Here is a 26,330-nt window from a genome sequence, read left to right on the forward strand (position 1 = left end):
CAGCTTAGGCACAGGCGCCCCGGTTTATGACGGCGACGAAGCTATGGGCGCCACCCTCGCGACCGCAGCGCCGCATCAACGGCATCACGCCCCCATTCCTTTGACGACCCCTTCCGCACCGTGATCACCAGCCAGCCCGCTTCACGCAGATCGTGCAGGCGTTCGGCATCGCGGTTGTACTGCACGTCGTCGGTGCGGTGCTGTTCCCCGTCGTATTCCACCAAAACCTTGTAGCGAAAATAGACGAGGTCACCGCGCACGCATCGCTTACCGAGCGGCAGCGGAATATCCATGTTTGTTTCCGGTTCAGGAAACTCACACATCAGAAGAAACAGGCGCAGGAAAGTTTCCCGCCTGGATTCAACGCGAGGCCGAATCAGTGCCTCAGCCGCGCGCAATCGCAGGGCGCCCCCATGCCCCGCGTACTGCACAACCCGCGCGGCAATCTCCACGGCCGTCGCAAGTCCGAGCTCGGCGCGCAGTAGATGATCTCCAGCGGCCACCAGATCGTTCAATTCCAGAACGGATGCCAACTGGCACCACGCCGAAATCGGCGCGAGCACCGAAATTCCGGCGACGGTGCCCACTCCAGGAAGATTCGCCACATGATGTCCAATGACCACCGCTGCTCGCGGAGCCCGATCCGGGTGCACCACTGTCACGTGCATACGCAGGTCAGCCTCGAGTCCTGCTGGCAGAGGTACCCCGTACAGGCGGGCAGCAGTGGCATGGCTGAAAAAGGCGCCTGCAGGCATCCGTTGTTGAAATGCCCGGCAACGGTCTTGCAGGTTCTGAACGCTGCCAGCCGCAACGCAGATTCCCCAGAACGGATGATCAACATCGCGCGACCGCAGGCGCTTAGCCGAGATGCCCGCTGCCAGCGCCTCGGCACAGGTGAACGCTCCGGACTCGAAGCCGGGAGGGAGGGAAGTTTGGATGTGCATGGCCTGAGAGTGCCACGGTCGGGGACCGGCCCGGCAGTTATCCACAGGGTTGCAGGCAGTCTTATGCGATCTCGCCCGGCAACGTCGCGTGAGCCACGCGAGGTGCCACTTTTAGCCCGACGAGCACTGCCCGACCCAGGCGAGATGCCACCTTTAGCCCCAAGAGCACCTCCCGACCCAGGCGAGATGCCACCTTCAACCCCATGAAAGCTCGTCAAGGGGCCAAAAGTGGCACCTCACCAAGATGAAGGGGCCAAAGTTGGCATCTCACGCCACTACTGGGGCGCAAGCGGGCGCCGCGCTAGCGACTCCCGATGCGTTCCGCGATCAGCGGTCCACCATCCTGCACGGGCTCCCCTGGATCACCGATGCGCCAGGCACCAGCAACGGCCTCGAGCGCCCGGGCGAACCGAGCCGGCTCGTCGGCGCTGAGGGTGAAGAGCGGCTGGCCGGCCACGACGGTGTCACCGGGCTTGGCGTGCAGGTCGATTCCGGCGGCATGCTGCACGGGATCCTGCTTGCGCGCCCGGCCAGCCCCGAGCCGCCAGGCGCCGATGCCGAAAGGCAGTGCCTGCTGTTCGACCAGCACGCCGCTCCTCTCGGCGAGCACGACGTGGGTTTCGCGGGCGACCGGCAGTGCGGCATCCGGGTCGCCGCCCTGCGCCCGAATCACCGCACGCCACTTATCCATGGCCCGGCCGTCCGTGAGGGCTGCGCCCACGTCGACGCCGGTGATTCCGGCCAGGGACAGCATCTCTTCGGCGAGAGCCACCGTGAGCTCGACCACGTCGGAAGGTCCGCCGCCGGCGAGCACCTCGACCGACTCGCGCACCTCATTGGCGTTTCCGATGGCAAAACCGAGTGGCACGTTCATGTTGGTCAGCAGAGCGGATGTCGCCACCCCGGCATCTTCGCCGAGCTCGACCATCGTGCGGGCCAGTTCCCGCGACCGCTCGATGTCCTTGAGAAAGGCGCCGGAGCCGAACTTCACGTCAAGCACGAGCGCACGGGTGCCCTCGGCGATCTTCTTCGACATGATCGACGATGCGATCAGCGGAATCGACTCGACCGTGCCGGTGATGTCGCGCAGGGCGTAGAGCTTGCCGTCGGCCGGGGCCAGGCCGCTGCCGGCCGCGCACACCACGCCGCCGATCTCCTGCAACTGCGTGAGCATCTCGGTGTTGGTGAGGTTGGCCCGCCATCCTGGAATGGACTCGAGCTTGTCGAGGGTGCCGCCGGTGTGGCCGAGGCCACGGCCGGAGAGCTGCGGAACGGCCGCGCCGAACACCGCGACGAGCGGCATCAGCGGCAGGGTGATCTTGTCGCCGACACCGCCGGTGGAGTGCTTGTCGGTGGTCGGCTTGCCGAGGCCATCGAAGCTCATGCGTTCACCGCTCGCGAGCATGGCCATGGTGAGGGCGCGAATCTCGTGACGGCTCATGCCGTTCAGAAAGATGGCCATAGTCATGGCGGCCATCTGCTCATCACCGACAAAACCACGCGTGTAGGCGTCGATCAGCCAGTTGATCTGCGGCTCGCTGAGCTCACCGCGATCGCGCTTGGTGTGAATGAGGTCGACGGCGTCAAACGCTTCGATGGTGGTCATGGCGTAAAATCCTTGGCAGCGCGGTAGTCGGCGAGTTGGCGAGGCCCGAACGCATCCGGAAGCACCTCGTCGATGGTTTTGACCCCCGACACGGTTTCGAGCAACATGCCCGGCGCGGAGTGTTCGTAGAGCAGCTGCCGGCAGCGGCCGCACGGCATGAGGATGTTGCCGTTACCGTCGACGCAGGTGAACGCGACGAGCTGGCCACCGCCGCTGCGGTGCAGCGCCGAGACCAGACCGCACTCGGCGCAGAGGGTGAGGCCGTAGGAGGCGTTCTCCACGTTGCATCCGCTGATGACCCGCCCGTCTGTGACGAGCGCGGCAACACCGACCGGAAACTTCGAGTACGGCACGTAGGCCGTCTTCATGGCGGCGAGGGCAACCTCACGCAGGGCGGTCCAGTCGACCAAGTCGGCCCGGGTCATGATTTTATATACGGTTTGCCGGATGCTGCCGGGCCCCGCGATTTGCCGACGAGGCCAGCCACGGCAAATATCGTCACGAGGTAGGGCAGCATGAGCATGAACTCGCTCGGCACGGGCGAGCCGATAATACTGAGCACGTTCTGCAGATTGCTCGCGAAGCCGAACAACAAAGCGGCGAGGGTGGCGCGAATGGGATCCCAGCGGCCGAAGATCACCGCGGCGAGGGCGATGAACCCGGCTCCAGCCGTCATCTCTTTGCCAAACGCTCCCACCGAGCCCAGGGTGAAGTAGGCACCACCGAGACCCGCGATGGCGCCGGCCAGCGACACGTTCCAGAAGCGGGTGGCCGCCACGTTGATGCCGACGGTATCGGCGGCCTGCGGATGTTCCCCCACGGCGCGAAGGCGCAGGCCCCACTTGGTGTGGAAAATGCCGTAATACACCGCCGCAACGGCCACGTACATGATGTACACGATGAGCGTCTGGCGAAAGAACACCGGTCCGATAACAGGGATTTCACTGAGCAGCGGGATGTTGATGCGGTCGAAGCGCGGAGGCTGGTTGAGCCGGTCCGCGTTCGGGGCTAGAAGCTGCGAGAACAGAAAGCCGGTGATGCCCGTGACGAGCACATTGAGCACGACACCGACGATAACCTGGTCGACGAAATATTTGATGGAGAACGCAGCGAGCACGAATGAGACGAGCATACCGGCGGCCATGGCGGCGAACAGGCCGGCGATGGCCGAACCGGTGAGCGAGGCCACGAGTGCTGACGTGAAAGCACCGGCGAGCAGCTGGCCCTCGATAGCGACATTGACCACGCCGACGCGCTCAGAAATGACTCCGCCGAGGGCGCCGAAGATCAGCGGAACGGCGAGGCTGAGCGAGCCGAACAACAGGCCGGGAACCGGGATGGTGTTTCCTGCTGATGCCCAGGCCAAAAAGCCGACCAGGAAGAGGAACGCGAACACACTGATCAACCAGATCGGCGTCTTCTTCGACGAGCGCACGAGCCACGAGCTCCAGCCGGTGATCAGGGCGAGGAGGAGGGTGACGACGATGCCGGTGGCGCGGGTCGGCAGCTCGACCTCGGGCAGCTGGAGGAGGTCGGTCGAGGTCGAGAGACGCATGGTGCTTATCCCGTCCCTCGCGAAAACGACGAGCAGCACGATGCCGAGGGCCGTGAAGATCGCGAGGGCGATCGGTGCTTTCCAGCTCACCAGCGTCGTGTCCCCGCTCAGGGCCGACGGGGTGCGTGGAACTCCGGGGGCAATGACGCTCATTTAGCTGCCGCCTCTTTGGTGATGATGGGCCGTTGGCGGCGGGGAAGAGCGCCGGGTGTGGGCAGACGGAAAATAGTGCGCACGAGCGGCGGCGCGGCGATGAAGAGCACGATGAGGGACTGCACCACGAGCACAATGTCAATCGGCACGCCCTCGGCGGCCTGCATCGAGAACCCACCGGCCTTGAAGGCACCGAAGAGGATGCCGGCGGCGAAGACACCCCACGGTTTGGAACGACCGAGCAGGGCGACCGTGATCGCGTCGAAGCCGATTCCGGAGTCGATTCCGGCGCCGAAACCGCTCGTCGTGGTACCGAGCACCTGGTTGATTCCGGCCAGCCCGACGAGGCCACCGGAGAACAACATGGCGTAGACGTACATGCGCTGCACGCTGATGCCCGCGACCCGCGCGGCGTTGGGGTTCTCACCCACGGCGCGAAACTGGAAGCCAATGTTGGAGCGGCTGAGCAGCCACCAGGTGAACACCGTCGCACCGATCACCAGCACGAAGCCGAAGTGCAGATTGTAGTTGGGTCCGAGCAGGTCGGGAAAGATAGCGGTCGGTTTAGTGGCGGGGCTCTGCGGGTTGTTCGAGCCGGGTGTCTTGAGAAACCCGTCGCGCAGGAGGTAGCTGACGAGGTAGAAGGCAACGTAGTTGAGCATGATGGTCGTGATCACTTCGTGGGCGCCGGTACGGGCCTTCAAGAGTCCCACCAGACCACCCCAGAGCGCGCCGCCGAGGATGCCAGCCACAAGCGCGGCAACGAGGTGGATGCCGTAGGGCAGGTCGACGGCGAAAGCTACCCAGCCGCCAATGGCCGCGGCGATGAGCATCTGCCCGCGCCCCCCGATGTTGAACAAGCCCACCCGGAAGCCGAGAGCTACGCCGAGCCCCGCCGCGATCAGCGGCGTGGCGAAGGTGAGCGTCTCCGTGAGGGGCTTGATGCCGTCGGCGAAATCGGGGCGGCGGAAATTGTAAATCGACCCTTGGAACAGGGCGGAATACGCACCGCTCACGGCCTGCCAGATGGCGGAGACGGTATCAGCGGGGCGTGAGAAAAAGTAGCCGGAGGCGGCCTGCACGTCTTCATTGGTGAACGCGATCATCACCGCGCCCACCACGAGTGCGAGCAGGACGGCGAGCACCGAGATGAGGGCGCTTCCCGTGGTGATTTCCCGGAATGCGCTGTGCCAGCGGGACTGTTCCGGCGTTTGCGGAGCCGAGCCGCGCGTCGCGGAGTCGGGAGTGCCTGCTGCTGGGGTGCTCGGGGCGGGAGTCTGACTGTCGCTCATGCGGCAGCTCCTTCTGTACGTGGCGTATCGGTGTCGGGCGTATTCGTGGGACCAGCCGGATCGGGCACTTCCCCGGCCATCATGAGCCCGAGCACGGAACGGGGGGTCAGGCCGGGCACGATACCGACGATGCGACCGCGGTACATGACCATGATGCGGTCGGCCAGTGCCGCCACCTCGTCGAGCTCGGTGGAGATCACGATGACCGGCGTGCCCGCATCCCGGGTGGCAACGATGCGCTCGTGCACGAACTCGATGGAGCCCACGTCAAGCCCACGGGTGGGCTGGGCGGCGATGAACAGGCGCAGGGAGCGGCTGAGCTCGCGCGCGAGCACGACCTTCTGCTGGTTGCCGCCGGAGAGTCGAGCGACGGGGGTGTCGATTCCCTGCGACCGCACGTCGAACTCGGCGACTTTTTCGGTGGCGAAGCGGGAGAGGTACTCGAGCTGCACGTTGAAACGCTTGACGAACGGCTCGGTGTGCGAACGGTCGAGCATGAGGTTCTCGGCGATGGTGAACTCGCCGACCAGGCCATCTTCGGTTCGATCCTCCGGCACGAAGCCGACGCCGGCATCGAGCACTTGGCGTACCGTGCGGCCGCGCAGGCTTACGCCGTCGAGGGTGATCCCGCCGGTGACCCGGGGCTGGAGCCCCATCAGGGCCTCGGTCAGTTCAGTCTGGCCGTTTCCCTGCACCCCGGCAATGGCGAGGATCTCGCCGACGGCGACCGTGAAACTCACATCGTCGACGACGACGTGACCCAGCGCATCGTGCACCGTGAGGTTGGTCACGACCAAGGCCGCCTCACCCGACGCGGCCTCGGTCTTCTCCACGGTGAGGTCGACCGCGCGGCCCACCATCAGCGTGGCCAGTTCCTCGTTGGTCGCGGTCGGGCTGGCTTCGCCCACGACCGCGCCGAGGCGGATGACCGTGATACGGTCGGCGACTTCGCGAACTTCCCGCAGTTTGTGCGTGATGAAGACGATAGAGGTGCCCGTGCTCTTCAACTGGCGCATGATGGCCATGAGCTCGTCGGTCTCCTGCGGGGTGAGCACGGCAGTGGGCTCGTCGAAAACGAGCACCTTCGCGTCCCGGGAAAGCGCCTTGATGATCTCTACCCGCTGCTGCACGCCAACGGGCAGGTCTTCCACGAGCGCGTCGGGGTCAACGTCGAATCCGAACCGGTCCGAGATCTCACGCACGCGCTTGCGGGCGGCGGGAAGATCGAGGCGGCCGCCGGAGCGCGTTTCCTCGTGTCCGAGCATCACGTTCTCGGCGACGGTAAACACGGGGATGAGCATGAAATGCTGGTGCACCATCCCGATGCCCGCGTTCATGGCGTCTCCGGGCCCACTGAAGTGCTGGGCTACGTCATCGAGCAGGATCTCGCCCTCTTCGGCCCGGTACAGGCCGTAGAGCACGTTCATCAGGGTGGATTTGCCGGCGCCGTTCTCGCCGAGCAGCGCGTGAATTTCACCAGCCTCGACGGTGAGGCTGATTCGGTCATTGGCAACCAGGGCGCCGAACCTCTTGGTGATGCCGCGGAGTTCGAGCTTCATAAGTCCAATTCTATTGAGCGGACGCCGCCAGCAACGCGGCGACTCAGTTCAGCGGGGGCCCGGTGACGAGGAGACTCTGTCGCACCGGCGCCCGCGGTCGGGAACGCGGAACGACGCCGGGGAGGCCAGCGTGAGCTGTCCTCCCCGGCGTCGTTGGTGTTTTACTTCGGTGTGGCCGGTGACTCGATCACGATCGTGCCGTTGATGATGTCGGCGGTAATGGCGTCGATCTCGGTCATGATTGCCGGGTCGACCTTGGACTCCCACTCATGAAGGGGCGCGAGGAGCACTCCCTTGTTCTCCAGAGTGCCGACGTAGGCTTCCGAGGTGTAGTCACCCTTGGAGGCGTCCACGGTGATCTTCTTGGTGGCATCCGTCATCTGCTTCATGACCGAGGTGAGATACATGGAGGCGAACTCGGGCGAAGTCTCGAAGAGGTCGGAGTCGACGCCGATGATGGCGACGTCCTTGCCGGAATCTTGGATGGCCTGCGCGGTGCCCTGGAAGAGCGGTCCGGCGACGGGCAGGATGATGTCGGCGCCCGCGTCGATGAGGCCCTGGCTGATGGTCTTGCCCTTAGCAATGTCGTCGAAGCTGCCCGCAAACAAGCCCGCTTGTGCGGCCTTGTCCCAGCCGAGAACCTTGACGTCTGCGCCCTTGACCTCGTTGTAGTGCGCGACGCCGTCGACGAAGCCGTCCATGAAGATGGTGACGGAGGGGAACTGCTGTCCGCCATAGGTACCGACGGTTCCGGTCTTGGTGGTGCCGGCGGCGAGGTAGCCCGCGAGGTAGGCAGCCTGGGCGGTGTCATAGAGCACCGGCTTCACGTTGTCGAGCACGAGCGGACTGAAGTCATCGTTGGAGATCGCCGAGTCGATCAGGGCAAACTGCACGTCGGGGTTGGCTTTGGCCGCATCGCGGGTGGCGTTGGAGAGCGCAAACCCCACGTTGAGAATGAAGTTGCAGCCCTGATCGACCATGCTGCTCACGTTGCTCACGTACTGGTCGGCCGACTTGGACTCCGCCTGCTTGAACTCCCCGCTGATTTCGTCGGCGGCCTGGCTTATGCCCTCGAAGCTCGACTGGTTGAACGACTTGTCGTCGAAGCCGCCGAAGTCGGACACGATGCAGGGAAGAAAGTCGCTGGCCGCAGCGGAATTGTTGTCGGTCGTAGCGGGCGCCTGAGCACAGGCGGCCAGCATCGCCACGGTACCGAACATTGCAAGACCGGCAAGTGCGGTCTTACGGGTCGAAATTGTCAAGAGGACCTCCTGGGTGCTGCCCAGCGAGATCGCACGGGCGTGGTGCGATCCACGTTACCCAATGTGACGGTGCGCGGATGAGCATTATGGGTGCGCGCGCGAGTCGTTACCAAGCCGCGACATTGCCGAGACGATTCTTTCCCTATTGGGGTGTGCTGGGGCCCTCTACGGCGATGATCCCGGCCACAATCGCGGCTCTGATCTGGTCGAGCTCGGCACTCAGTTCAGGCGTGACCAGCGAAGCCAGGTCGTGGAAGTCGGCGATCTCGACGCCGCCGTTCTTCAACGTACCCACGAAAGCCGTGTTGTCGAAGGTGCCGTCAAGGTCGGACCCGATGGTTTCCACGACAGCGGCCGAGGTGTTCTTCAGCACACTCGTGAGTACGACGGACTGGAATTGTGCCGGCAGGGTGACATAGCCATCGTTATCGACCCAAATGATGGAGACTCCCGGTGTTTCGACGGCGGCGGCGGCGGCGCCCTGCCCGACCTGCCCGGCCACCGGTAAAATGATGTCGGCGCCCTGGTCGATGAACGCCTGGGCGAAGGCCTTGCCCTTGTTGACGTCTTCGAAGTCGCCGGTGAAGCTGCCGTCCTGGGTGTCCTTGTTCCAGCCGAGCACCTGCACGGCAGCTGTGTGCTTATCGTTGTACATGGCGACGCCGTCGACGAAACCGTCCATGAACAGGGTGACGGGCGGCTGGTTGCCGCCACCGAAGGTGGCCACAATGCCGGTCTTGCTCACGCCGGCCGCAAGGTAGCCGGCCAGAAAGGACGCCTGCGCGGTGTCGAAGACGATCGGTTTCACGTTGGGCGCATCGACGACCTCGTCGACGATCGCGAAGTGTACGTCGGGGTTGGCCGTCGCCTCGGCGAGCGTGGCATCGGCGAGTTCAAAGCCGACGGTGAGAACGAACTGGCATCCGGTCGAGACGGCCTGACTCACGTTCGGTGCCAGATCGGTCTCCGACGTCGACACGATCGCCTCGGTGTCGATGCTGTACTTCGTCGCCGCTTCCTGCAACCCTTCCCAGCTGGACTGGTTGAAGGACCGGTCGTCGAGACCGCCCGAGTTCGTGACCATGCGGGCGCAGTAGTCGGGCGCTGTTGCATCCGTTGTCGCGGTCGGTGTCGGCGCCTGTCCGCACCCGGCCAACAGCAGAGCGGATGCCGCGAGGGCAGAAACAGCAATCAAGTGACGCATAAAGACACTCCCTTAAGCATGAACTGGAATTCTAGTCAGTGCGAGCCGAACACCGGTACAGGTTTAGAGCACGTCGCTCGAACCCGAGAGCTTTAGCGCGTCGACGACCGCCTTGACCTTCTGGGCGTTCGCACTCGTGGTGACCAGCAACGCGTCAGGCGTGTCGATCACGATAATGTCTTCGACGCCGATCAGCGCGATCATGCGGCCGGTGTGGCTGACCACGATGCCGCTCGACGAGTCGGCGAGCACGCGGGCTCCCTCGCCGAGGATGGCCAGGTTGGCCTTGCGTCCGCCCGAGTGCAGCTTGGCGATCGACGCGAAGTCGCCCACGTCGTCCCAGTCGAACTGGCCGGGGATCACCACGAGCTTGCCGGCGGCGGCAGCCGGTTCAGCCACCGAGTAGTCGATGGCGATCTTCTTCAGGCGCGGCCAGACTTGGTCGACGACGGCGCCGCGGGCCGGGGTATCCCAGGCGGCAGCCAGTTCGAGAAGCCCGGCGTACAGCTCGGGCTCGGCCGCCTCAATCTCGGCCAGCAGGCGGTCGGCACGGGCAATGAAAATCCCGGCGTTCCACAAGTGATGGCCGTCGGCGAGGTAGCGCTCAGCAACATCGGGGCTGGGCTTTTCGACGAAGGAGTCAACGGCCAGGGCGCTCGGTGCCCCATCGATTGCCAGAGAAGCGGCGCTCTTGATGTAACCGAAGCCGATCGCGGGTTCGGTCGGCTGAATGCCGATCGTGACGATATAACCGGCATCCGCTGCGACAACCGCCTCCAGCACCGCCGAACGAAACAGCGCGTCGCCCTTGATGACATGGTCGGCGGGGAACGACCCGATGATCACGCCGGGTTCACGCAGCTCCAAAATGGCTGCAGCGAGGCCGATCGCGGCGGTCGAGTCGCGCGGTTCGCTCTCGAGAATGACGTTCGGGTCGGTCAGTTCGGGCAACTGCTGTTCAACGGCAGCACGGTGCGCCCGCCCGGTGACGACCATGATGCGCTGCTCGCTCGAAAGCGGAACGAGGCGATCCCAGGTGTCGCGCAGCAGGGTGTGTCCAGACCCGGTGAGGTCGTGCAGAAATTTGGGGGCATCCGCTCGCGACAGCGGCCACAGCCTGGAGCCGATGCCGCCGGCGGGAATCACGCTGTACAAGCGGTCGATGGGCTCAGTGGACGTAATCATGCGCCCAGACTATCCGGCGCCCGCACTACGACGGCGCGAGAGCGCTGTTCATGCGCCCGTTACTCGGCGGCAATGCTCGTTGTTTACTCTCAAACCATGCGGATCGCAGTAATCAGCGAAAGTTTTCTCCCCACCGTCAGCGGTGTGACCACGAGCGTCTGCCGGGTGCTCGAGCACCTGGCCGCCGCCGGTCACGAGGCCATGGTCATCGCCCCCCACGGCGCCCCCGTCGAGTACGCCGGTTTTCCGGTGCATACCGTCTCGGCGGTCAACTACCGTGAGTTTCCGGTCGGCATACCGAGCCCGCAGGTGCAGAAGTTGCTCGCTGACTTTCGCCCCGATGTGTTGCACGCAGCCTCGCCGTTTCTGCTCGGCGCCCAGGGCATCAGCGCCGCCAACCGGCTCGACATTCCCTCGGTCGCGATCTTTCAGACGGATGTCGCCGGCTACGCGCACCGAAACCACCTCGGCCCCGCCACGGCCCTGGCCTGGCGGTTCGTGAAGTGGGTGCACGAGGGCGCCACCCGCACTCTCGTTCCGTCGTCGTCGTCGATGGCTGCCCTGTTGCGCCTCGGCGTTCCCGGCCTGGCGATGTGGACTCGCGGAGTCGATCTCGCCGGGTTCCACCCGAATCTGAAGAATGACCCGGCGGTCGCCGCCCTGCGGGAACGAATTGCACCGCAGCACGAAGCACCCACGGGCTATGGCGCTGAGCCTGACGTGATTGTCGGGTATGTCGGCCGCATGGCCCCGGAGAAGCAGGTGGAGCGACTGCGTGCGCTGCGCGGGGTGCCGGGCATCCGTTTGGTTCTCGTCGGAGACGGGCCAAGCGTCCCGTCCATTCGGCGCGCTCTCTCGGGCATGCCCGTCACCTGGCTGGGACGCCTGTCGGGCCGCGAACTTGCCGTTGCCTACGCGAGCTTTGACGTGTTCGTGCACGCGGGCACCGAGGAAACCTTTGGTCAGACGCTGCAGGAGGCGCACGCCGCCGGCCTGCCCGTGGTGGCCCCGCACGCTGGCGGACCGATCGACCTCGTGACGCACGGCGTGAACGGCTACCTGTTTCGACCGGACGACGACCACGACCTGCGGCACTGGGTGTGCCAGCTCGCACGGGACCCGATGTTGCGGGCACGCATGGGCGAAGCCGGGCGTCGCGCAGTGCTTGGGCGCTCCTGGCCGACGGTCTGCGCCGAACTGGTCGAGTACTACGAGCAAGCCGTCGACGAGCGACTGGCCGTGCGCGCCGGCACGCACGTCCCGCCCTCGATGCAACGTTAGGGCTACCTAACTGACACGAGCGGGCGGCGCGCTTGTAGAATAATGGCATGTGCTTATAGCGCATTCTCGGTCTCATTAGAGAGCCATTATTCAGCCAGGGAGGGTTGTTCATGCCACAGACGGCAGGAACCCTAGATTCTCAGCAGAAGACGACGTCACGTCGCCCCGCCGGCACCCTGTATCGGGGTAACACGGGGATGTGGTCGTGGGTATTGCACCGCATCACGGGCGTCGCGATTTTCTTCTTTCTGCTCGTTCATATTCTCGACACGGCGCTGGTGCGGGTCAGTCCCGAAGCGTACAACGCGGTTATCGCGCAGTACCAGACGCCGATCATGGGCCTCGGTGAGGTCGCACTCGTCGGAGCCATCGTGTTCCACGCGTTCAACGGGCTGCGGATCATTTTGATCGACTTCTGGAACGCCAAGTACCAGCGGGTGCTGTTCTACGTCGTCATCGGCCTGTGGGTCGTCACCATGCTGGGCTTCGTGCCGCGCCACCTCATCAACGTCTTCAGCCACTAGGGGGCGACATTATGACTTCAACAATCGAAGCTCCCCGCAGCCCATACAGCCGCTCCACCAAGAAGAGCGGTGTCAACTGGGAAAAGTGGGGCTGGATCTACATGCGTGTCTCCGGCGTCGTGCTGGTCGTGCTCATCTTCGGCCACCTGTTCGTCAACCTCATGATCGGTGAGGGCGTCAGCGCCCTGAACTTCGCGTTCGTGGCCGGCAAGCTGACCAACCCGTTCTGGATGGTCTGGGACGTCATCATGCTCTGGCTCGCCCTGATTCACGGCGGCAACGGTATGCGCACCCTGGTCAATGACTACGCGACCTCGCGAATCAGCCGCGGCATCCTCAAGGTTGCCATTCTGGTCAGTGTTGTCTCGCTGATCGTGCTCGGCACCCTCGTGGTGTTCACCTTCGATCCCTGCCCCGCCGGTGCGCCCGCCGACCTCGTCGCCTCGTTCTGTAAGTCCCTCTAGGAGCTGCACACACACATATGACTTCTTCCACTTCACCCGCCGTTCCCAATCCGGCTCCGGAGTCCACCGTCGTAGACGGCGTGCACTACCACCAGCACGACATCGTCATTGTGGGAGCGGGTGGGGCAGGTATGCGTGCCGCCATCGAAGCCGGCCCCCACGCCAGCACAGCGGTCATCTCCAAGCTCTACCCGACGCGTTCGCACACCGGTGCGGCTCAGGGCGGCATGGCTGCGGCCCTGGCCAACGTCGAGGAAGACAACTGGGAATGGCACACCTTCGACACGATCAAGGGCGGTGACTACCTGGTCGACCAGGACGCCGCCGAGATTCTGGCCAAGGAAGCCATCGACGCGGTCATCGACCTCGAGAACATGGGCCTGCCGTTCAACCGCACGCCGGAGGGCAAGATCGACCAGCGTCGTTTCGGCGGCCACACCCGCGACCACGGTAAGAGCCCGGTTCGCCGCTCCTGCTATGCCGCCGACCGCACCGGTCACATGATTCTGCAGACGCTCTACCAGAACTGCGTCAAGCGCGGCATCAACTTCTTCAACGAGTACTACGTGCTCGACCTCGTCATGACCAACGTCGACGGCGTCGACCAGCCATCGGCCGTGGTCGCCCTCGACCTGTCGAGCGGCGAGTTGCACGTCTTCCAGGGCAAGGCGTTCATCTTCGCCACCGGCGGTTTCGGCAAGATCTACAAGACCACCTCGAACGCGCACACCCTCACCGGTGACGGCGTCGGTATCGTCTGGCGCAAGGGCCTTCCGCTCGAGGACATGGAGTTCTTCCAGTTCCACCCGACCGGCCTGGCCGGGCTGGGCATCCTCTTGACCGAGGGAGCCCGCGGTGAGGGCGCCATTTTGCGGAACGCCTCCGGTGAACGCTTCATGGAACGCTACGCGCCGACCATCAAGGACCTCGCCCCGCGTGACATCGTCTCGCGCTGCATGCTCAAAGAGGTCGCTGAGGGTCGCGGCGCCGGGCCGGAGAAGGACTACCTGTACCTCGACTGCACGCACCTCGGCAAGGAACTGCTCGAGACCAAGCTGCCCGACATCACCGAGTTCGCCCGCACCTACCTCGGCGTTGACCCGGTCACCGAACCGGTGCCGGTCATGCCGACCGCGCACTACGCGATGGGCGGAATCCCCACCAACGTGAAGGCCGAAGTCTGGCGCAACAACGAAGAGGTCGTTCCCGGCTTGTACGCCGCCGGCGAATGCGCCTGCGTCTCGGTGCACGGCTCCAACCGCCTCGGCACCAACTCGCTGCTGGACATCAACGTGTTCGGAAAGCGTGCCGGCAACAACGCGGTCGAGTACGTCAAGACGGCCTCGTTCACGCCCCTGCCGGAAGACCCGGCCAAAGAGGTGCGCGAACTGCTGGAAGGCATCCGCTCATCGACTGGAACCGAACGCATTGCCGTGCTGCGTAAGATTCTGCAGGAGGAGATGGATAAGAAGGCCCAGGTGTTCCGCACCGACGAGTCCCTCGCCGAGGTCACCGAGACCATCCACCTGCTGCGTGAGCGGTACAAGAACATCGGTGTGCAAGACAAAGGCCGACGGTTCAATACCGACCTGCTCGAGGCGGTCGAACTGGGTTTCTTGCTCGACCTCGCTGAGGTTGTCGTCTACTCCGCCCGCAACCGCAAGGAAAGCCGCGGCGGACACCAGCGTGAGGATTACCTCGTGCGCGACGACGAGAACTACCTCAAGCACACCATGGCCTACCTCAAGGGTGACGCCATGAGCGCGGATGCCGCCGACCACATCAAACTCGACTGGAAACCGGTTGTCATCACCCGTTACCAGCCGATGGAGAGGAAGTACTAGTGAGTTCCGCCACGATTGATCAGAAGCCCATCGTTCCCGAGGAGATCAAGTCCTTCACGGTGACGCTCATTATTCGTCGGTTCAACCCGGAGGTCGACGACGAGCCGCACTGGCAGGATTTCGATGTGCAGCTGTACCCGACCGACCGCGTGCTCGACGCGCTGCACAAGATCAAGTGGGAACAAGACGGATCGCTGACCTTCCGCCGCTCGTGCGCACACGGCATCTGCGGCTCGGACGCCATGCGCATCAACGGCCGCAACCGTCTGGCCTGCAAAACGCTCATGAAAGACCTCGACGTCACAAAGCCCATCTACGTGGAGGCCATCAAAGGCCTGCCGTTGGAGAAGGACCTCATCGTCGACATGGAGCCGTTCTTCGACTCGTTCAAGGCGGTGCAGCCGTTCCTCATGAACAGCGTCACCCCGGTCAAGGGCAAGGAACGCATCCAGACGGTCGCCCAGCGCGCCCGTTTCGACGACACCACGAAGTGCATTCTGTGCGCAGCATGCACGTCGAGCTGCCCGGTCTTCTGGACCGACGGCCAGTACTTCGGCCCGGCCGCGATCGTCAATGCGCACCGCTTCATCTTCGACTCCCGCGATGAGAATGCGGCCGTGCGCCTGGACATTCTCAACGACAAGGAGGGCGTGTGGCGTTGCCGCACGACCTTCAACTGCACGGAGGCCTGCCCCCGCGGCATCCAGGTGACCCAGGCCATCTCCGAGGTCAAGCAGGCCATCATGCGCGGCAAGGCGTAACTGTCATCGAGGCCCGCTGGCGGGCCTCGATCTCATTCACCCCAATCGTGACACCGTGGCCGACGGTCACTTTCAGTCTACGTATTGAGGGAAAAGCGCAAGGGGTCGCTGCGAATGAGTTCGAGGCCGCGGTGGACTGCGCCCAGCCCGACGGCGCGAGCGCCCAGCGGAGAAGCTACGAGCGTTGGAACCTGACCGTGCATGAACGCCGCCAGAATGGGCTCGGCCCGCTCAATCAGTATGTCCGCAGCCGGCGCAATGGCCCCGCCGATGATGATGCGTTCTGTGTCCAACAGGCCACCAAGCACCGCGCACACCCGGGCGAGACGCGCTGCTAACCGGTCGACGATACCCACTGCGGTCGCATCGCCAGCTCGAGCGGCCGCGAACACGTCCAAAGCTTCCACCTGCCCCGTGGCGAGCGGACTCGTGATCGGGATTGTGCCCTTGAGCCGTGCCGCGTCAGTCCAGGCCACCGCGAGACGACCCAGTCCATCGGCCGATCCAACGCCATCGACGAGGTCGAGCAGGTGAAGCTCGCCGACTCCACCCCGGGCGCCCCGCACGAGAGCGCCGTTCGCCATGACCCCCGCACCGAACCGGGCTCCGGAGAGTAGATTCACAAAGGAGGACACCCCGACTCCTGCCCCGATCGCGCCCTCTGCAATTGCCGCCAGGTTGGCGTCGTTCTCCACCACGACGCTCCAGCCACGCTGGCCGAACAGCTCTGCGAAACCCGGATTCATCCGTGCCCAGAAGCCGTCATCTCCCCGCGGTGACACCCCGTTTTCATCCGTGGGTGCAGGAACGCCGATGACTGCGGCGAGCACGGATCGCTCCGATGCGCCGGCGCCGTCGACGGCCAGATTCACGGCCCTTTCCACGGCGCGCCGCCGCTCGAGAGCGCTGTCAGATCGAGGGGTGATCGGCTCGGGCGAGGAACCCAGCACGCTACCTTGCAGGTCGGTAACCCAGGCCGAAACATGATGTTGGCCTGCGTCGACCGCGACAACGTGGGCAGCGCTGCTGCGGAAAGCGTAACGCCTCGCTGGCCGGCCTTTGCTGTACGCCCCGGCCTCGCGGGTGTCACTCAATTCGTGAATCCACCCCTTCACGATGAGCTCGTCACATACCCGTAAAACGGTTGACCTGGTCAGCCCGGAGGCAACGATTGCGTCGCTCGCGGTGAAGGCACCCGTGTCCCAGGCAAACTGCACGACTCGTCCGGCGTTAATACGTCGCAGCAATTGCGTCGACACCGCGCCAAGTGATTGCTCCATTGATGTGACTTTACCGATCCTGGAAACGAAACTGGTTTTTTCGAACTAAATCTATATCCTAGATTTAGTACTGGTTGTTTATCGGCCGGTGCGCTGCGATCCATCTAGGAGACAAAGACGTGTTCTCGCAAATTCTCAACCCTCGACCTCTCAGCAGACGGTCCGTGCTTGGTGGTGCTGCCGCTGCAGCTGTCAGCCTCGGCCTGAGTGCGTGTACACCCGCCCGTTTTGGATCCGGTGTTACCGAGATAACGTTCCACCAAAGTAAGCCGGAGGTCATCGGCTACTTCGACGAGGTGATCGAGAATTTTCACGCAGCCCAGAATCGCATTCGCGTGGTGCACGATTTCTCGTCCAACCTTTCGGCCGGCTTCGTGCGGAGCAACCCACCTGACCTCGGCTGCCTGAACTACAACTTCGAGATCGCGCGTTACGTCGAGCACGGTGCGCTGAGTGACCTATCCGACCTGCCCGAGGCGAAGCGGATCAACGCCGACCTTGTGCCGTTGATCGAACAGACCGCGACCTATCCCGGGCGTACGAGCGTTATTCCTTACTCCTTCATGGCGGCGGGTGTGCTCTACAACCGGCAGATCTTTGCCGAACAGGGTCTCACTGTGCCCACCACGTGGAGCGAGTTCATCGCCGTGTGCGACGCACTCACCGCAGCGGGTATCACTCCGATCTACGGCACCTTCAAGGACCCTTGGACCGTGTCACAGGGGCTCTTCGACTACACGGTGGGCGGAAGCGTCGACGTTGCATCGTTGTTCAACGAACTTGAATCGCTGGGGACCAACGTTGGCCCGTCATCATCCGTGTCGTTTGAGAAGGCTCTGGCCCATCCGATGAAGCTCATGGTTGAGCTTGCCGCCTACGCGAACGCAGATGCCAACAGCCGCAGTTACGGCGACGGCAACCTCGCTTTCGCCAACGGCGAGGCCGCCATGTATTTTCAAGGACCCTGGGCGCTGAGCGAGATCGCCAAAACCGCTCCTGATCTGCCCGTTGGGGCGTTCCCTCTGCCGATGACAGAAGTGGCCGCCGACCGCAAGATCCGAGTTAACGTCGACCTTGCCCTGTGGATTCCGGAGGCATCTACCAAGAAGGCCGCAGCGCGGGAGTTTCTTGCGTACCTGATGCAACCAGAAATTATCAACGCCTATAACGCCGTCAACAACGCCTTCGGCGTCACAACGGATGCCCCGCCCGTCACCCATCCCACTCTGGTCGACTTACAGCCGTTCTATGACGACGCCGCGTTCTCCCTGGGCGCTTCACAGCTGGTTCCCCAGAGCATCCCCGTGCAAAATTATGCGCAGGCAATGGTACTCGGCGACGATCCTGCCGCAACGCTGCGCACCCTCGACGCCGACTGGGCGCGACTCGCCTTCCGTTCCTGACCGACAACGAAGGACATCCCATGGCCATCTCACTCCATGCCCGGGCGAAGAGCCCCGGCACTGCGGTCCCCCACACCGGCTCGAAGTCGGCGCGTGCCGACCATGTCGACCCGACTTTCCACTTATTCCTTTTTCCGACCCTGGTGCTGTTCACGCTCGCGATCACCCTGCCAGCACTCATGGGTATTTTCTTCAGTTTCACCGACTCGATCGGCTTCGGGGAGTGGAGTTTCACCGGCTTCACGAACTATGTCGCCCTGTTCTCCGATCCGGCCGTACTCAACTCCTACGGTTTCACGATCGGGCTGGCATTAGTGACGGTGATACTCGTCAATATCATCGCATTCCTGCTCGCGATTGCCCTCACCGCTCGCATCCGCGGCACGGTCGCCCTGCGCGCCGTGTTCGTCTTGCCCATGGTGGTATCAGGCATCATCATTGCATTCGTCTTCAATTTCTTGTTCTCTAACTCGCTGCCGGCCTTCGCTGAGTCGATCGGATTCGCGCCCCTGGTCGGCAGCATGCTCTCTGACCCGGACTTGGCGTGGATCGCCATCGCGCTCGTAACCGCGTGGCAGGCGATACCGTCGGCACTGCTGATCTACATCGCTGGTGTCCTGTCGATTCCTGGTGATGTTCACGAGGCAGCGTCGCTCGACGGGGCGTCGGCGTGGGCGCAACTGCGATTGATCACCCTTCCGCTCATTTCCGGCTACGTCCTCATTAATCTGGTCATCGGCTTCAAGAACTTTCTGAATGCCTATGACATCATTTTCGGCCTGACTAACGGGGGTCCAGGGACCTCGACGAGAAGCATCGCGATGGTGATCTTTTCCGGATTCACCAGCGGCGACTACGCGTATCAGATGGCCAATGCCACGATCTTCTTTCTGATCGCCCTCGTGATTGCCCTCATCCAAGTGCGCCTCACCCGCGGAAAGGCGGCCTTCTGATGACTAGCCAGTTGCTGATTGCTCCCACCGAGACCGTTTGGCGCAGCACCGATTCCGACCAGGTCAGGCCGCGTCGGCGTAACCGCAAAAAGCGTCCGCGGCTCACGCTCACACTCGTGCTCGTACTCTGTTCCCTCGCGGTGCTCGCACCGCTCTATGTGACCGTGTCGATGGCTTTCAAAACGACGGCACAAGCCGTCAACGGGAACGCATTCTCACTTCCGTCACCATTTTCGGTCGATGGATTCCTCGCCGCCTGGAGTCTCACCGACTTTCCGCGTGGCTTCGCCATCTCGGTGTTCGTCACCGCGATCACAGTGCTCGGCACGATTCTGCTCAGCGCTCTCGCCTCCTATGCAATCTCGCGCAATTGGCACCGTCGCTTCTTTCGCTGGTCGTTCTACTATCTCCTCGCAGCGATGTTCCTGCCTTTCCCCGTTCTCGCCCTGTCCCAGGTCACCCTCACCGGACTCGTCGGGCTGGACAACCCGATCGGCGTGGCCATCCTGCACGTCATGTTTCAGCTGTCGTTCAGCATCCTGCTCTTCACGGCTTTCCTCCGGTCACTCCCCGAGGAGCTCGAAGAAAGCGCGCGGCTCGATGGGGCGACGACGGGGCAGGTCTTTTGGAGAATCGTGTTTCCGCTTTTGGCACCGATGAGCGCTACCGTCGGAATTTTCGCGTTCCTCGTGTCGTGGAACGACTTCATGATGCCATCGCTCATCACGTCCGATCCGTCGCTACAGACTCTCCCCGTTCTGCAAAGCATCTTCCAGACGCAGTTCAGCAACAACTACAACGTTGCGTTCGCCTCATACCTCCTCGCACTGGCTCCCGCAATCATCGTCTACCTCTTCACGCAGCGCTGGGTGATGTCCGGAGTCACGCAAGGTGCCATCAAATAACGACCTGACCAACCACCCCTCACAAAGGAAATCATGACCAACGTCCTCGATGCCCAACCCGACACGATCGATGCCAACAGCGCCGCCGCCTGGTGGCGACAGGCGGCCGTTTACCAGATCTACCCACGCTCATTCGCGGATTCGAACGGCGACGCCATCGGCGATCTGCCCGGCATCACGACGCGGGTTCCCTATCTTCAGACCCTTGGCGTGGACGCGGTCTGGCTCAGTCCGTTCTATCCATCCGCCCTCGCCGACGGCGGCTACGACGTCGACGACTACCGCGACGTCGACCCCAAACTGGGAACCCTCGCCGATTTCGACGACATGGTCACGGCCCTCCATGACGCCGGGTTGCGCCTCATCGTCGATATCGTGCCCAACCACACGTCAAACCGACACGAATGGTTCCGCGAGGCGCTGGCGTCACCCCGCGGATCAGCGGCCCGCGCTCGATACATCTTCCGCGACGGCCTCGGCACAAACGGTACTCAGCCACCCGCCGATTGGACGTCCACGTTCGGCGGCCCGGCGTGGGAACCAGTTGGTGACGGCCAGTGGTACCTGCACTACTTCGCGCCGGAACAACCCGACCTTAATTGGAAAAACAGCGAGGTGCGAGCAGATTTCGTGCACACACTGCGATTTTGGTCGGATCGGGGTGTCGACGGCTTCCGTATCGATGTTGCACACGGTCTCGCGAAAGATCTCCCCCAGTCGCTACCGTCACAGGCCGACCTCGACGCCCCGCACGAAGCTGGGTCGCATCCCATGTGGGACCGTGACGACGTGCACGATATCTATGCCGAGTGGCGCACGGTGTTCAACTCCTATGATCCTCCTCGCACCGCCGTCGCGGAGGCGTGGGTCATCCCTTCCCGCCGCGCCCGCTATGCCAGTGCAGAAGGTCTCGGGCAGGCCTTCAACTTCGACCTCCTCGAAGCTGATTTCGACGCCACGGCGTTCCGCGATGTCATCACATTCAACCTCGAGCTGGCTGCAGAGTCTGGCTCGTCGACGACGTGGGTATTCTCCAATCACGACGTCGTCCGCCACGCGACGCGTTATGGCCTACCTCCCCGTGCCGGAAGTACCGTGAAACAAGGCACGGAATGGCTACTCAGCGGCGGAACAACGCCGGCCCTCGACGCCGAACTCGGACTTCGCCGAGCTCGAGCAGCCACACTGCTCGAACTGGCGCTGCCGGGATCTTCCTACCTGTATCAAGGAGAAGAACTCGGCTTGCCCGAGGTCGCCGATATCCCAGCCAAAGACCGCCAGGACCCCGTGTTCTTTCGGAGTCAGGGTATCGATGTCGGACGCGACGGATGCCGCGTTCCGCTGCCCTGGTCGAAGACGGGTCCCTCATTCGGATTCGGTACCGGTGCCGCGCACCTACCCCAACCGGCATGGTTCCACGGCCTGTCCGTGGAGGCACAGGAACACGACACGAATTCAACGCTGGCCCTGTACCGCCGAGCGCTCGAGCTGCGCCGCGAGTTCCAGACGGACGAGTGTCTCGAGTGGCTCGACACCGAGCTGCCCGAGGTTTTGGCGTTCAGCCGGCCAAACGGGTGGACCAGCGTGACCAACTTCGGCGTCATACCGGTCGCGCTGCCAGAGGGCACCGTCCTTTTGACCAGCTCGCCCCTGACTGCTGGATTACTTCCCGGCGCAGCGACCGCTTGGCTTCTCCGGTAGGACACCCACGCACTGCCGGGCGCGTCAGTCACTCTTCGCTGGTGAACGAGGCTTCCTCGTCGTTAAGCTAAAGCTCGTGAAAGAGTTTCTGGCGCGCATCCAAGCGTGGCGTCCGGTGCGGGTGATCACCCACTTCACCGACGTGGGTGGCGGCATCCTCGCCGGCGGGATGTCGTACCAGGCCATCTTCGCCATCTTCGCGGCAGTCTGGGTGGGGTTCTCCATCGCCGGCCTGTTTCTCACCGCGAATCAGGGCCTGCTGAACGCCCTGTACGCGATCATCAACCAGTCGGTTCCGGGCCTGATCGGCACCGACGCCATCATCGATCCAAAGGTACTCGCCACCGCTGGCGTACTCACCTGGACCGGCGCCATCGCCCTGGCGGGACTGCTCCTCACCGCCCTCGGCTGGCTCTCGACCACCGCACAGGCGGTGCGCACCGTCTTCGGAATGCCCCCACAAACCACATTCTTCATCTGGGTCAAACTGCGCGAGCTCGGCCTGGGGCTGGTCTTCGGGCTCGCCCTGGTCGTGTCGGCGCTCGTCTCCCTCGCGAGCACCGCGCTGCTCGGCGCCCTGTTTCGCCTCTTTCAGATTGCGCAGGATTCGTTCTTCTACGAGGCATCTGCTCGCGGCATCGGCCTGGCCGTCGTGCTCGTCATCGACACGCTCACCCTCGCCGGCCTGTTCCGGGTGCTGTCGCGGGTGCGCATTCCGGTGCGACGACTGTTCGCCGGGGCACTGCTCGGCGGTGTCGCCCTCGGACTCCTGAAAATTCTCGGTGGAGTGCTCCTCGGTGGCGCCAGCCGCAACCCGCTGCTGGCAACCTTCGCCGTGATCATCGGTCTGCTGGTCTGGTTCAACCTCGTGAGTTCCGTGACACTCATCGCCGCCTCGTGGATCGCGGTCGGCATGGCCGACGCGGGCATTCCGCCGCACACGTTGAGTGCCGATGAGGCCGCAGACCGGCAGGAGAAACGGATGCACGACGCCCTCCGGTTGACCGCGCAGGCCGAGCTCACGGCAGCCAAGGCCGACCTCGATGCGTCGCCGTGGTACGCCCGGTGGGCCGCCGGCCGTCGGCTGAAGGCGGCAAAAGCGCGGGTGGCCGAGTACGCCCTGGCCGATTCGGCAGATGCGCCCTAACTAGACTTGACCCATGTCTTCTGCCAAACCGCTCCGCATTGCCAGCATCAACACAAACGGGGTACGAGCCGCGTACCGCAAGGGAATGGGCGACTGGCTGAACCAGCGCGACGTGGACATTCTGGCCATCCAGGAGGTGCGCGCCTCGACCGAAGACCTCGAGGGGTTGCTCGGGCCGGACTGGAATATTCTGCACGACGCCGCCACCGCCAAGGGCCGGGCCGGTGTCGCCCTCGCCAGCCGGGCGGGCGCATCCATTCACCGGGTTGCTCTCGGCGCCGAAGAGTTCGACAGCGCCGGCCGCTGGCTCGAAGCCGACTACGAGGTCGATGGCCAGATGATCACCGTCGTGAGCACCTACGTGCACTCCGGCGAGACCGACACCCCGAAGCAGATCGAGAAGTACAAGTTTCTCGACGCCATGTTAGCCCGGCTGCCCGAGCTGACCGAGCACAGCCCGCTCGCGCTCGTGCTGGGTGACCTCAACGTGGGCCACCGCACGCTCGACATCAAGAACTGGCGCGGCAACAAGAAGCACGCGGGTTTCCTGCCGGAGGAGCGGGAGTACTTCGACCGTATTCTCGGAAGCGAAGGCGACCCGCACTACAACGCGGGTGCCGGACTGGGCTGGGTCGACGTCGGACGTAGGTGGGCCGGAGAGGTCGAGGGGCCATACACCTGGTGGTCTCAGCGTGGCAAGGCTTTCGACACCGACACCGGATGGCGCCTCGACTACCAGCTCGCCAGCCCGCAGCTGGCGGCATCCGTTCTGAATTATGCGGTCGACCGGGCCGCTGCGTACGACCAGCGCTGGAGCGACCACTCCCCCGTCGTCGTCGACTATGACCTCGCGAAGGAAGCACACTCATGACCAAACCCCGCCTGTATTCGGGTATGCAGCCCTCGGCCGAGTCCCTGCAGATCGGCAACTACATCGGCGCGCTTTTGAACTGGAAGTCGCTGCAGCAGACGCACGACGCGTTCTTCTCCATCGTCGACCTGCATGCCATCACCGTCGCCCAGGAGCCGGCCAAGCTACGCGAGAACACGCGTGGCACAGCGGCCCAGTACATTGCGGCCGGTATCGACCCGTCGGCGTCAACACTGTATGTGCAGTCGCACGTCGCCGCGCACGCCCAGCTGGCCTGGGTGCTCAACACCATCACCGGGTTCGGTGAGGCGAGTCGCATGACGCAGTTCAAGGACAAGTCCGTGCGGCACGGCGCCGACGCGACGTCGGTTGGCCTGTTCGCCTACCCGACGCTGATGGCGGCGGATATCCTGCTGTACCAAACCGAGGTGGTGCCGGTCGGGGAAGACCAGCGCCAGCACGTGGAGCTCACCCGCGACCTCGCCCTGCGCTTCAACTCCCGGTTCGGCGACACCTTCACGATTCCCGAAGTGGCCATCGTGAAGGAGACCGCGAAGATCTACGACCTGCAGAATCCCACGTCGAAGATGAGCAAGTCGGCCGAGTCGCACGCCGGGGTCATCTGGCTGCTCGATGAGCCAGGGGTCACCAAGAAGAAGATCATGCGGGCCGTGACGGATGCCGACGGCGGTGTGGTCTTCGACCGCGAGAACAAACCGGGTGTGGCCAACCTGCTCACGATCTACTCCGTGCTCGCCGGCGAATCGATCGAGTCGATCGAGAGCGAATACGCTGGCCGCGGGTACGGCGACCTGAAAAAGGGGCTCGTCGAGGTGGTTCTGGGTACCTTCGATCCGATCCGCCAGCGCGTGACCGAGCTGCTGGATGACCCGGCCGAGCTCGACCGGGTTCTCGCGTCCAACGCGACCCGGGCCTCTGATGTTGCCAATGAGACCCTGGCCACCGTCTACGACCGCGTCGGCTTTCTCCCCCCTCGCTAATGCAGCCGTTCTCGCTCTCCTCCCCGCTGGTACTGCTTGATACGCCTGTCGTGGGAGACACCGCCCGGGTCTTCGAATACTGCCAGGACCCGCTCTTCGAACGCTACCTGACCGTTCCGTGGCCCTACAATCTGGAGCACGCTGAAGGATTCCTCGTTGAGTATGTCCCCTCCGGATGGATGTCGGATCGCGAATATACCTGGGCGTTGCGGGACCCGGCCGGGCCAGAACTGCAAGGCGTGATCTGCCTGCGCCTCAGCGGGGAATCCGTCGCGGCGGACGCATCCGTTCACCGGGTGGGCTCCATCGGCTTCTGGCTGGGCGCCCCGTACCGGGGCCGCGGCCTCATACTCGAAGCTCAGCGGCTCGTCGCCGATTGGGCGTTCGCGGCAGGAATCATCGACGTGCTGCACTGGGAATGCATGGTCGGAAACGTCGCGTCGGCCCGAGCGGCATGGAAGTCGGGATTTCGATATTCCGGCACGGGCCCATCCGTCACCGCCTACCGGGACGGAACCTTTCCTGACTCCTGGCACGGCCACCTCGCAGCCGGCGATGACCGCAGCCGGCAGCCCGGATGGCCAGCACCGGCCCTCGCCCGATGACCGTGCCGCGCGTCGTACTGTTCGACCTCGACGACACCCTGTTCGCTCACCGGGACGCGGTCGCTGCCGGTATTCTGCTACACCTCGACCGGGTCGGCGGTGCCTTCGCGACCGCCGACCGGAAAGCAGCGACGGTGCTGTGGAGTGCGCTCGAGGAGGAGCACTATCACTCCTACCTCGCAGGCGCTCTCACCTTTGCCGGCCAGCGCCGCGCCCGCGCCCAGGATTTCACGGCCTCGTTCGACATCGTGCTGACCGACGCCGAAGCAGATGCATGGTTTGACGAATATTTCGAAAGCTACCGGTCCCGGTGGCGGCTGCACGACGATGCGCTCCCCTGCTTCGATGCGCTGGCCGAGGTGATTCCCGCGGTGCGCTTTGGCCTCATCACGAATGGCGACCCGGTTTTTCAGGGCGAGAAGATTCGTCGCGTCGGCCTGGCTGACCGGTTCGAGCATGTCATCGCCTCGGGCGCGCTCAGCTTTGCCAAGCCCGACACGCGCATCTTCGAGCACGCCTGCGCGCTGTTTGGCGTGCCCGTCGAGGAGGCGGTTTACGTGGGAGATCGGCTGCGCACGGATGCCCTGGGCGCGGCCGCTGCGGGGCTGACGGGGGTCTGGCTGGACCGCGCCGGCGCATCCGCTGCCGCCGTTGCCGATGGCGTTAGTGTTGCCGATGGCGTTGGCGTTGGCGTTGGCGTTGCCGATGGCGTTGGCGTTGGCGTTGGCGACACAGACGATGCCGCACGCCTCGGAGTTCTCCGCATCGACACTCTCGCCAGCCTGCCGGGCCTATTTGCCGCCCTCCCGGGCGCATAACTCCTGCAAATT

The 26,330-nt window shown here is 63.9% G+C and carries 24 protein-coding genes; 14 read left to right on the forward strand and 10 right to left on the reverse strand.

Annotated elements, in window-relative coordinates; genetic code table 11:
- Window positions 1-41: 41 nt before the first annotated feature.
- From E3T38_RS02300 to E3T38_RS02340, 9 genes are all read right to left on the reverse strand, one after another.
- Entirely contained in the window at window positions 42-944 is a 903-nt protein-coding gene (locus tag E3T38_RS02300; RefSeq protein WP_134545871.1) for a hypothetical protein, read from the reverse strand.
- Between the two features lie 301 nt (window positions 945-1,245).
- On the reverse strand, window positions 1,246-2,550 hold the full coding sequence (locus E3T38_RS02305; RefSeq protein WP_134545873.1) for a thymidine phosphorylase: 1,305 nt from the start codon (window positions 2,548-2,550) through the stop codon (window positions 1,246-1,248).
- The gene (locus E3T38_RS02310) at window positions 2,547-2,975 is read right to left on the reverse strand and encodes a cytidine deaminase (protein ID WP_134545875.1); all 429 of its coding nucleotides are present in this window, start codon (window positions 2,973-2,975) and stop codon (window positions 2,547-2,549) included. The genes E3T38_RS02305 and E3T38_RS02310 overlap by 4 nt, the downstream gene beginning before the upstream one ends.
- Window positions 2,972-4,258: an ABC transporter permease gene (locus E3T38_RS02315; RefSeq protein ID WP_134545876.1), complete on the reverse strand. Its 1,287-nt coding sequence runs from the start codon at window positions 4,256-4,258 to the stop codon at window positions 2,972-2,974. Before E3T38_RS02315 ends, E3T38_RS02310 begins: the two co-directional genes overlap by 4 nt.
- Window positions 4,255-5,550, reverse strand: a complete 1,296-nt coding sequence (locus tag E3T38_RS02320; RefSeq protein ID WP_134545878.1) for an ABC transporter permease — start codon at window positions 5,548-5,550, stop codon at window positions 4,255-4,257. The genes E3T38_RS02315 and E3T38_RS02320 overlap by 4 nt, the downstream gene beginning before the upstream one ends.
- On the reverse strand, window positions 5,547-7,109 hold the full coding sequence (locus E3T38_RS02325) for an ABC transporter ATP-binding protein (protein ID WP_134545880.1): 1,563 nt from the start codon (window positions 7,107-7,109) through the stop codon (window positions 5,547-5,549). The genes E3T38_RS02320 and E3T38_RS02325 overlap by 4 nt, the downstream gene beginning before the upstream one ends.
- A gap of 161 nt (window positions 7,110-7,270) precedes the next feature.
- A complete protein-coding gene (locus tag E3T38_RS02330) occupies window positions 7,271-8,371 on the reverse strand; it encodes a BMP family protein (RefSeq protein ID WP_134545882.1) in 1,101 nt (366 codons plus the stop codon).
- A 142-nt stretch (window positions 8,372-8,513) separates the two neighbouring features.
- A complete protein-coding gene (locus tag E3T38_RS02335) occupies window positions 8,514-9,575 on the reverse strand; it encodes a BMP family protein (protein ID WP_134545884.1) in 1,062 nt (353 codons plus the stop codon).
- A gap of 63 nt (window positions 9,576-9,638) precedes the next feature.
- Window positions 9,639-10,760: a mannose-1-phosphate guanylyltransferase gene (locus E3T38_RS02340; RefSeq protein ID WP_134545886.1), complete on the reverse strand. Its 1,122-nt coding sequence runs from the start codon at window positions 10,758-10,760 to the stop codon at window positions 9,639-9,641.
- A gap of 96 nt (window positions 10,761-10,856) precedes the next feature.
- Here E3T38_RS02340 and E3T38_RS02345 point away from each other — a divergent pair, with 96 nt between their 5' ends.
- From E3T38_RS02345 to E3T38_RS02365, 5 genes are all read left to right on the forward strand, one after another.
- Complete coding sequence (locus E3T38_RS02345; RefSeq protein WP_134545888.1) at window positions 10,857-12,041, forward strand: glycosyltransferase family 1 protein; 1,185 nt, start codon at window positions 10,857-10,859, stop codon at window positions 12,039-12,041.
- 110 nt (window positions 12,042-12,151) lie between these two features.
- Window positions 12,152-12,565, forward strand: coding sequence for a succinate dehydrogenase, cytochrome b556 subunit (gene sdhC / locus E3T38_RS02350; RefSeq protein WP_104127400.1), 414 nt, complete (start codon window positions 12,152-12,154; stop codon window positions 12,563-12,565).
- An 11-nt stretch (window positions 12,566-12,576) separates the two neighbouring features.
- Window positions 12,577-13,029: a succinate dehydrogenase hydrophobic membrane anchor subunit gene (locus E3T38_RS02355; RefSeq protein ID WP_134545890.1), complete on the forward strand. Its 453-nt coding sequence runs from the start codon at window positions 12,577-12,579 to the stop codon at window positions 13,027-13,029.
- Window positions 13,030-13,046: 17 nt separating this feature from the next.
- A complete protein-coding gene (gene sdhA / locus E3T38_RS02360; RefSeq protein WP_134545892.1) occupies window positions 13,047-14,873 on the forward strand; it encodes a succinate dehydrogenase flavoprotein subunit in 1,827 nt (608 codons plus the stop codon).
- On the forward strand, window positions 14,873-15,634 hold the full coding sequence (locus E3T38_RS02365; protein WP_134545894.1) for a succinate dehydrogenase iron-sulfur subunit: 762 nt from the start codon (window positions 14,873-14,875) through the stop codon (window positions 15,632-15,634). The genes sdhA and E3T38_RS02365 overlap by 1 nt, the downstream gene beginning before the upstream one ends.
- A 77-nt stretch (window positions 15,635-15,711) precedes the next feature.
- On the opposite strand, the gene E3T38_RS02370 is transcribed toward E3T38_RS02365, so the two are convergent.
- The gene (locus tag E3T38_RS02370) at window positions 15,712-16,914 is read right to left on the reverse strand and encodes an ROK family protein (RefSeq protein ID WP_134545896.1); all 1,203 of its coding nucleotides are present in this window, start codon (window positions 16,912-16,914) and stop codon (window positions 15,712-15,714) included.
- A gap of 164 nt (window positions 16,915-17,078) precedes the next feature.
- On the opposite strand from E3T38_RS02370, the gene E3T38_RS02375 reads away from it, so the two are divergent.
- The 9 genes from E3T38_RS02375 (at window position 17,079) to E3T38_RS02415 (ending at window position 26,318) form a co-directional block, all read left to right on the forward strand.
- On the forward strand, window positions 17,079-18,317 hold the full coding sequence (locus E3T38_RS02375; protein WP_241984253.1) for an ABC transporter substrate-binding protein: 1,239 nt from the start codon (window positions 17,079-17,081) through the stop codon (window positions 18,315-18,317).
- Between the two features lie 20 nt (window positions 18,318-18,337).
- On the forward strand, window positions 18,338-19,270 hold the full coding sequence (locus E3T38_RS02380; protein WP_134545900.1) for a carbohydrate ABC transporter permease: 933 nt from the start codon (window positions 18,338-18,340) through the stop codon (window positions 19,268-19,270).
- Window positions 19,270-20,175, forward strand: a complete 906-nt coding sequence (locus E3T38_RS02385; protein WP_134545902.1) for a carbohydrate ABC transporter permease — start codon at window positions 19,270-19,272, stop codon at window positions 20,173-20,175. The genes E3T38_RS02380 and E3T38_RS02385 overlap by 1 nt, the downstream gene beginning before the upstream one ends.
- 33 nt (window positions 20,176-20,208) lie before the next feature.
- Window positions 20,209-21,876: a glycoside hydrolase family 13 protein gene (locus E3T38_RS02390; RefSeq protein WP_134545904.1), complete on the forward strand. Its 1,668-nt coding sequence runs from the start codon at window positions 20,209-20,211 to the stop codon at window positions 21,874-21,876.
- 76 nt (window positions 21,877-21,952) lie between these two features.
- Window positions 21,953-23,023 (forward strand): YihY/virulence factor BrkB family protein, encoded by a 1,071-nt coding sequence (locus E3T38_RS02395; protein WP_134545906.1) that lies wholly within the window; start codon window positions 21,953-21,955, stop codon window positions 23,021-23,023.
- Between the two features lie 13 nt (window positions 23,024-23,036).
- Window positions 23,037-23,894: an exodeoxyribonuclease III gene (locus E3T38_RS02400; protein ID WP_134545908.1), complete on the forward strand. Its 858-nt coding sequence runs from the start codon at window positions 23,037-23,039 to the stop codon at window positions 23,892-23,894.
- The gene (gene trpS, locus E3T38_RS02405; protein WP_134545910.1) at window positions 23,891-24,895 is read left to right on the forward strand and encodes a tryptophan--tRNA ligase; all 1,005 of its coding nucleotides are present in this window, start codon (window positions 23,891-23,893) and stop codon (window positions 24,893-24,895) included. The genes E3T38_RS02400 and trpS overlap by 4 nt, the downstream gene beginning before the upstream one ends.
- On the forward strand, window positions 24,895-25,500 hold the full coding sequence (locus tag E3T38_RS02410) for a GNAT family N-acetyltransferase (protein WP_134545912.1): 606 nt from the start codon (window positions 24,895-24,897) through the stop codon (window positions 25,498-25,500). Before trpS ends, E3T38_RS02410 begins: the two co-directional genes overlap by 1 nt.
- On the forward strand, window positions 25,497-26,318 hold the full coding sequence (locus tag E3T38_RS02415; protein WP_194088088.1) for an HAD family hydrolase: 822 nt from the start codon (window positions 25,497-25,499) through the stop codon (window positions 26,316-26,318). The genes E3T38_RS02410 and E3T38_RS02415 overlap by 4 nt, the downstream gene beginning before the upstream one ends.
- Window positions 26,319-26,330: the final 12 nt, after the last annotated feature.

This window comes from Cryobacterium sp. Hb1, from assembly GCF_004403585.1.
Lineage (GTDB): Bacteria > Actinomycetota > Actinomycetes > Actinomycetales > Microbacteriaceae > Cryobacterium > Cryobacterium lyxosi.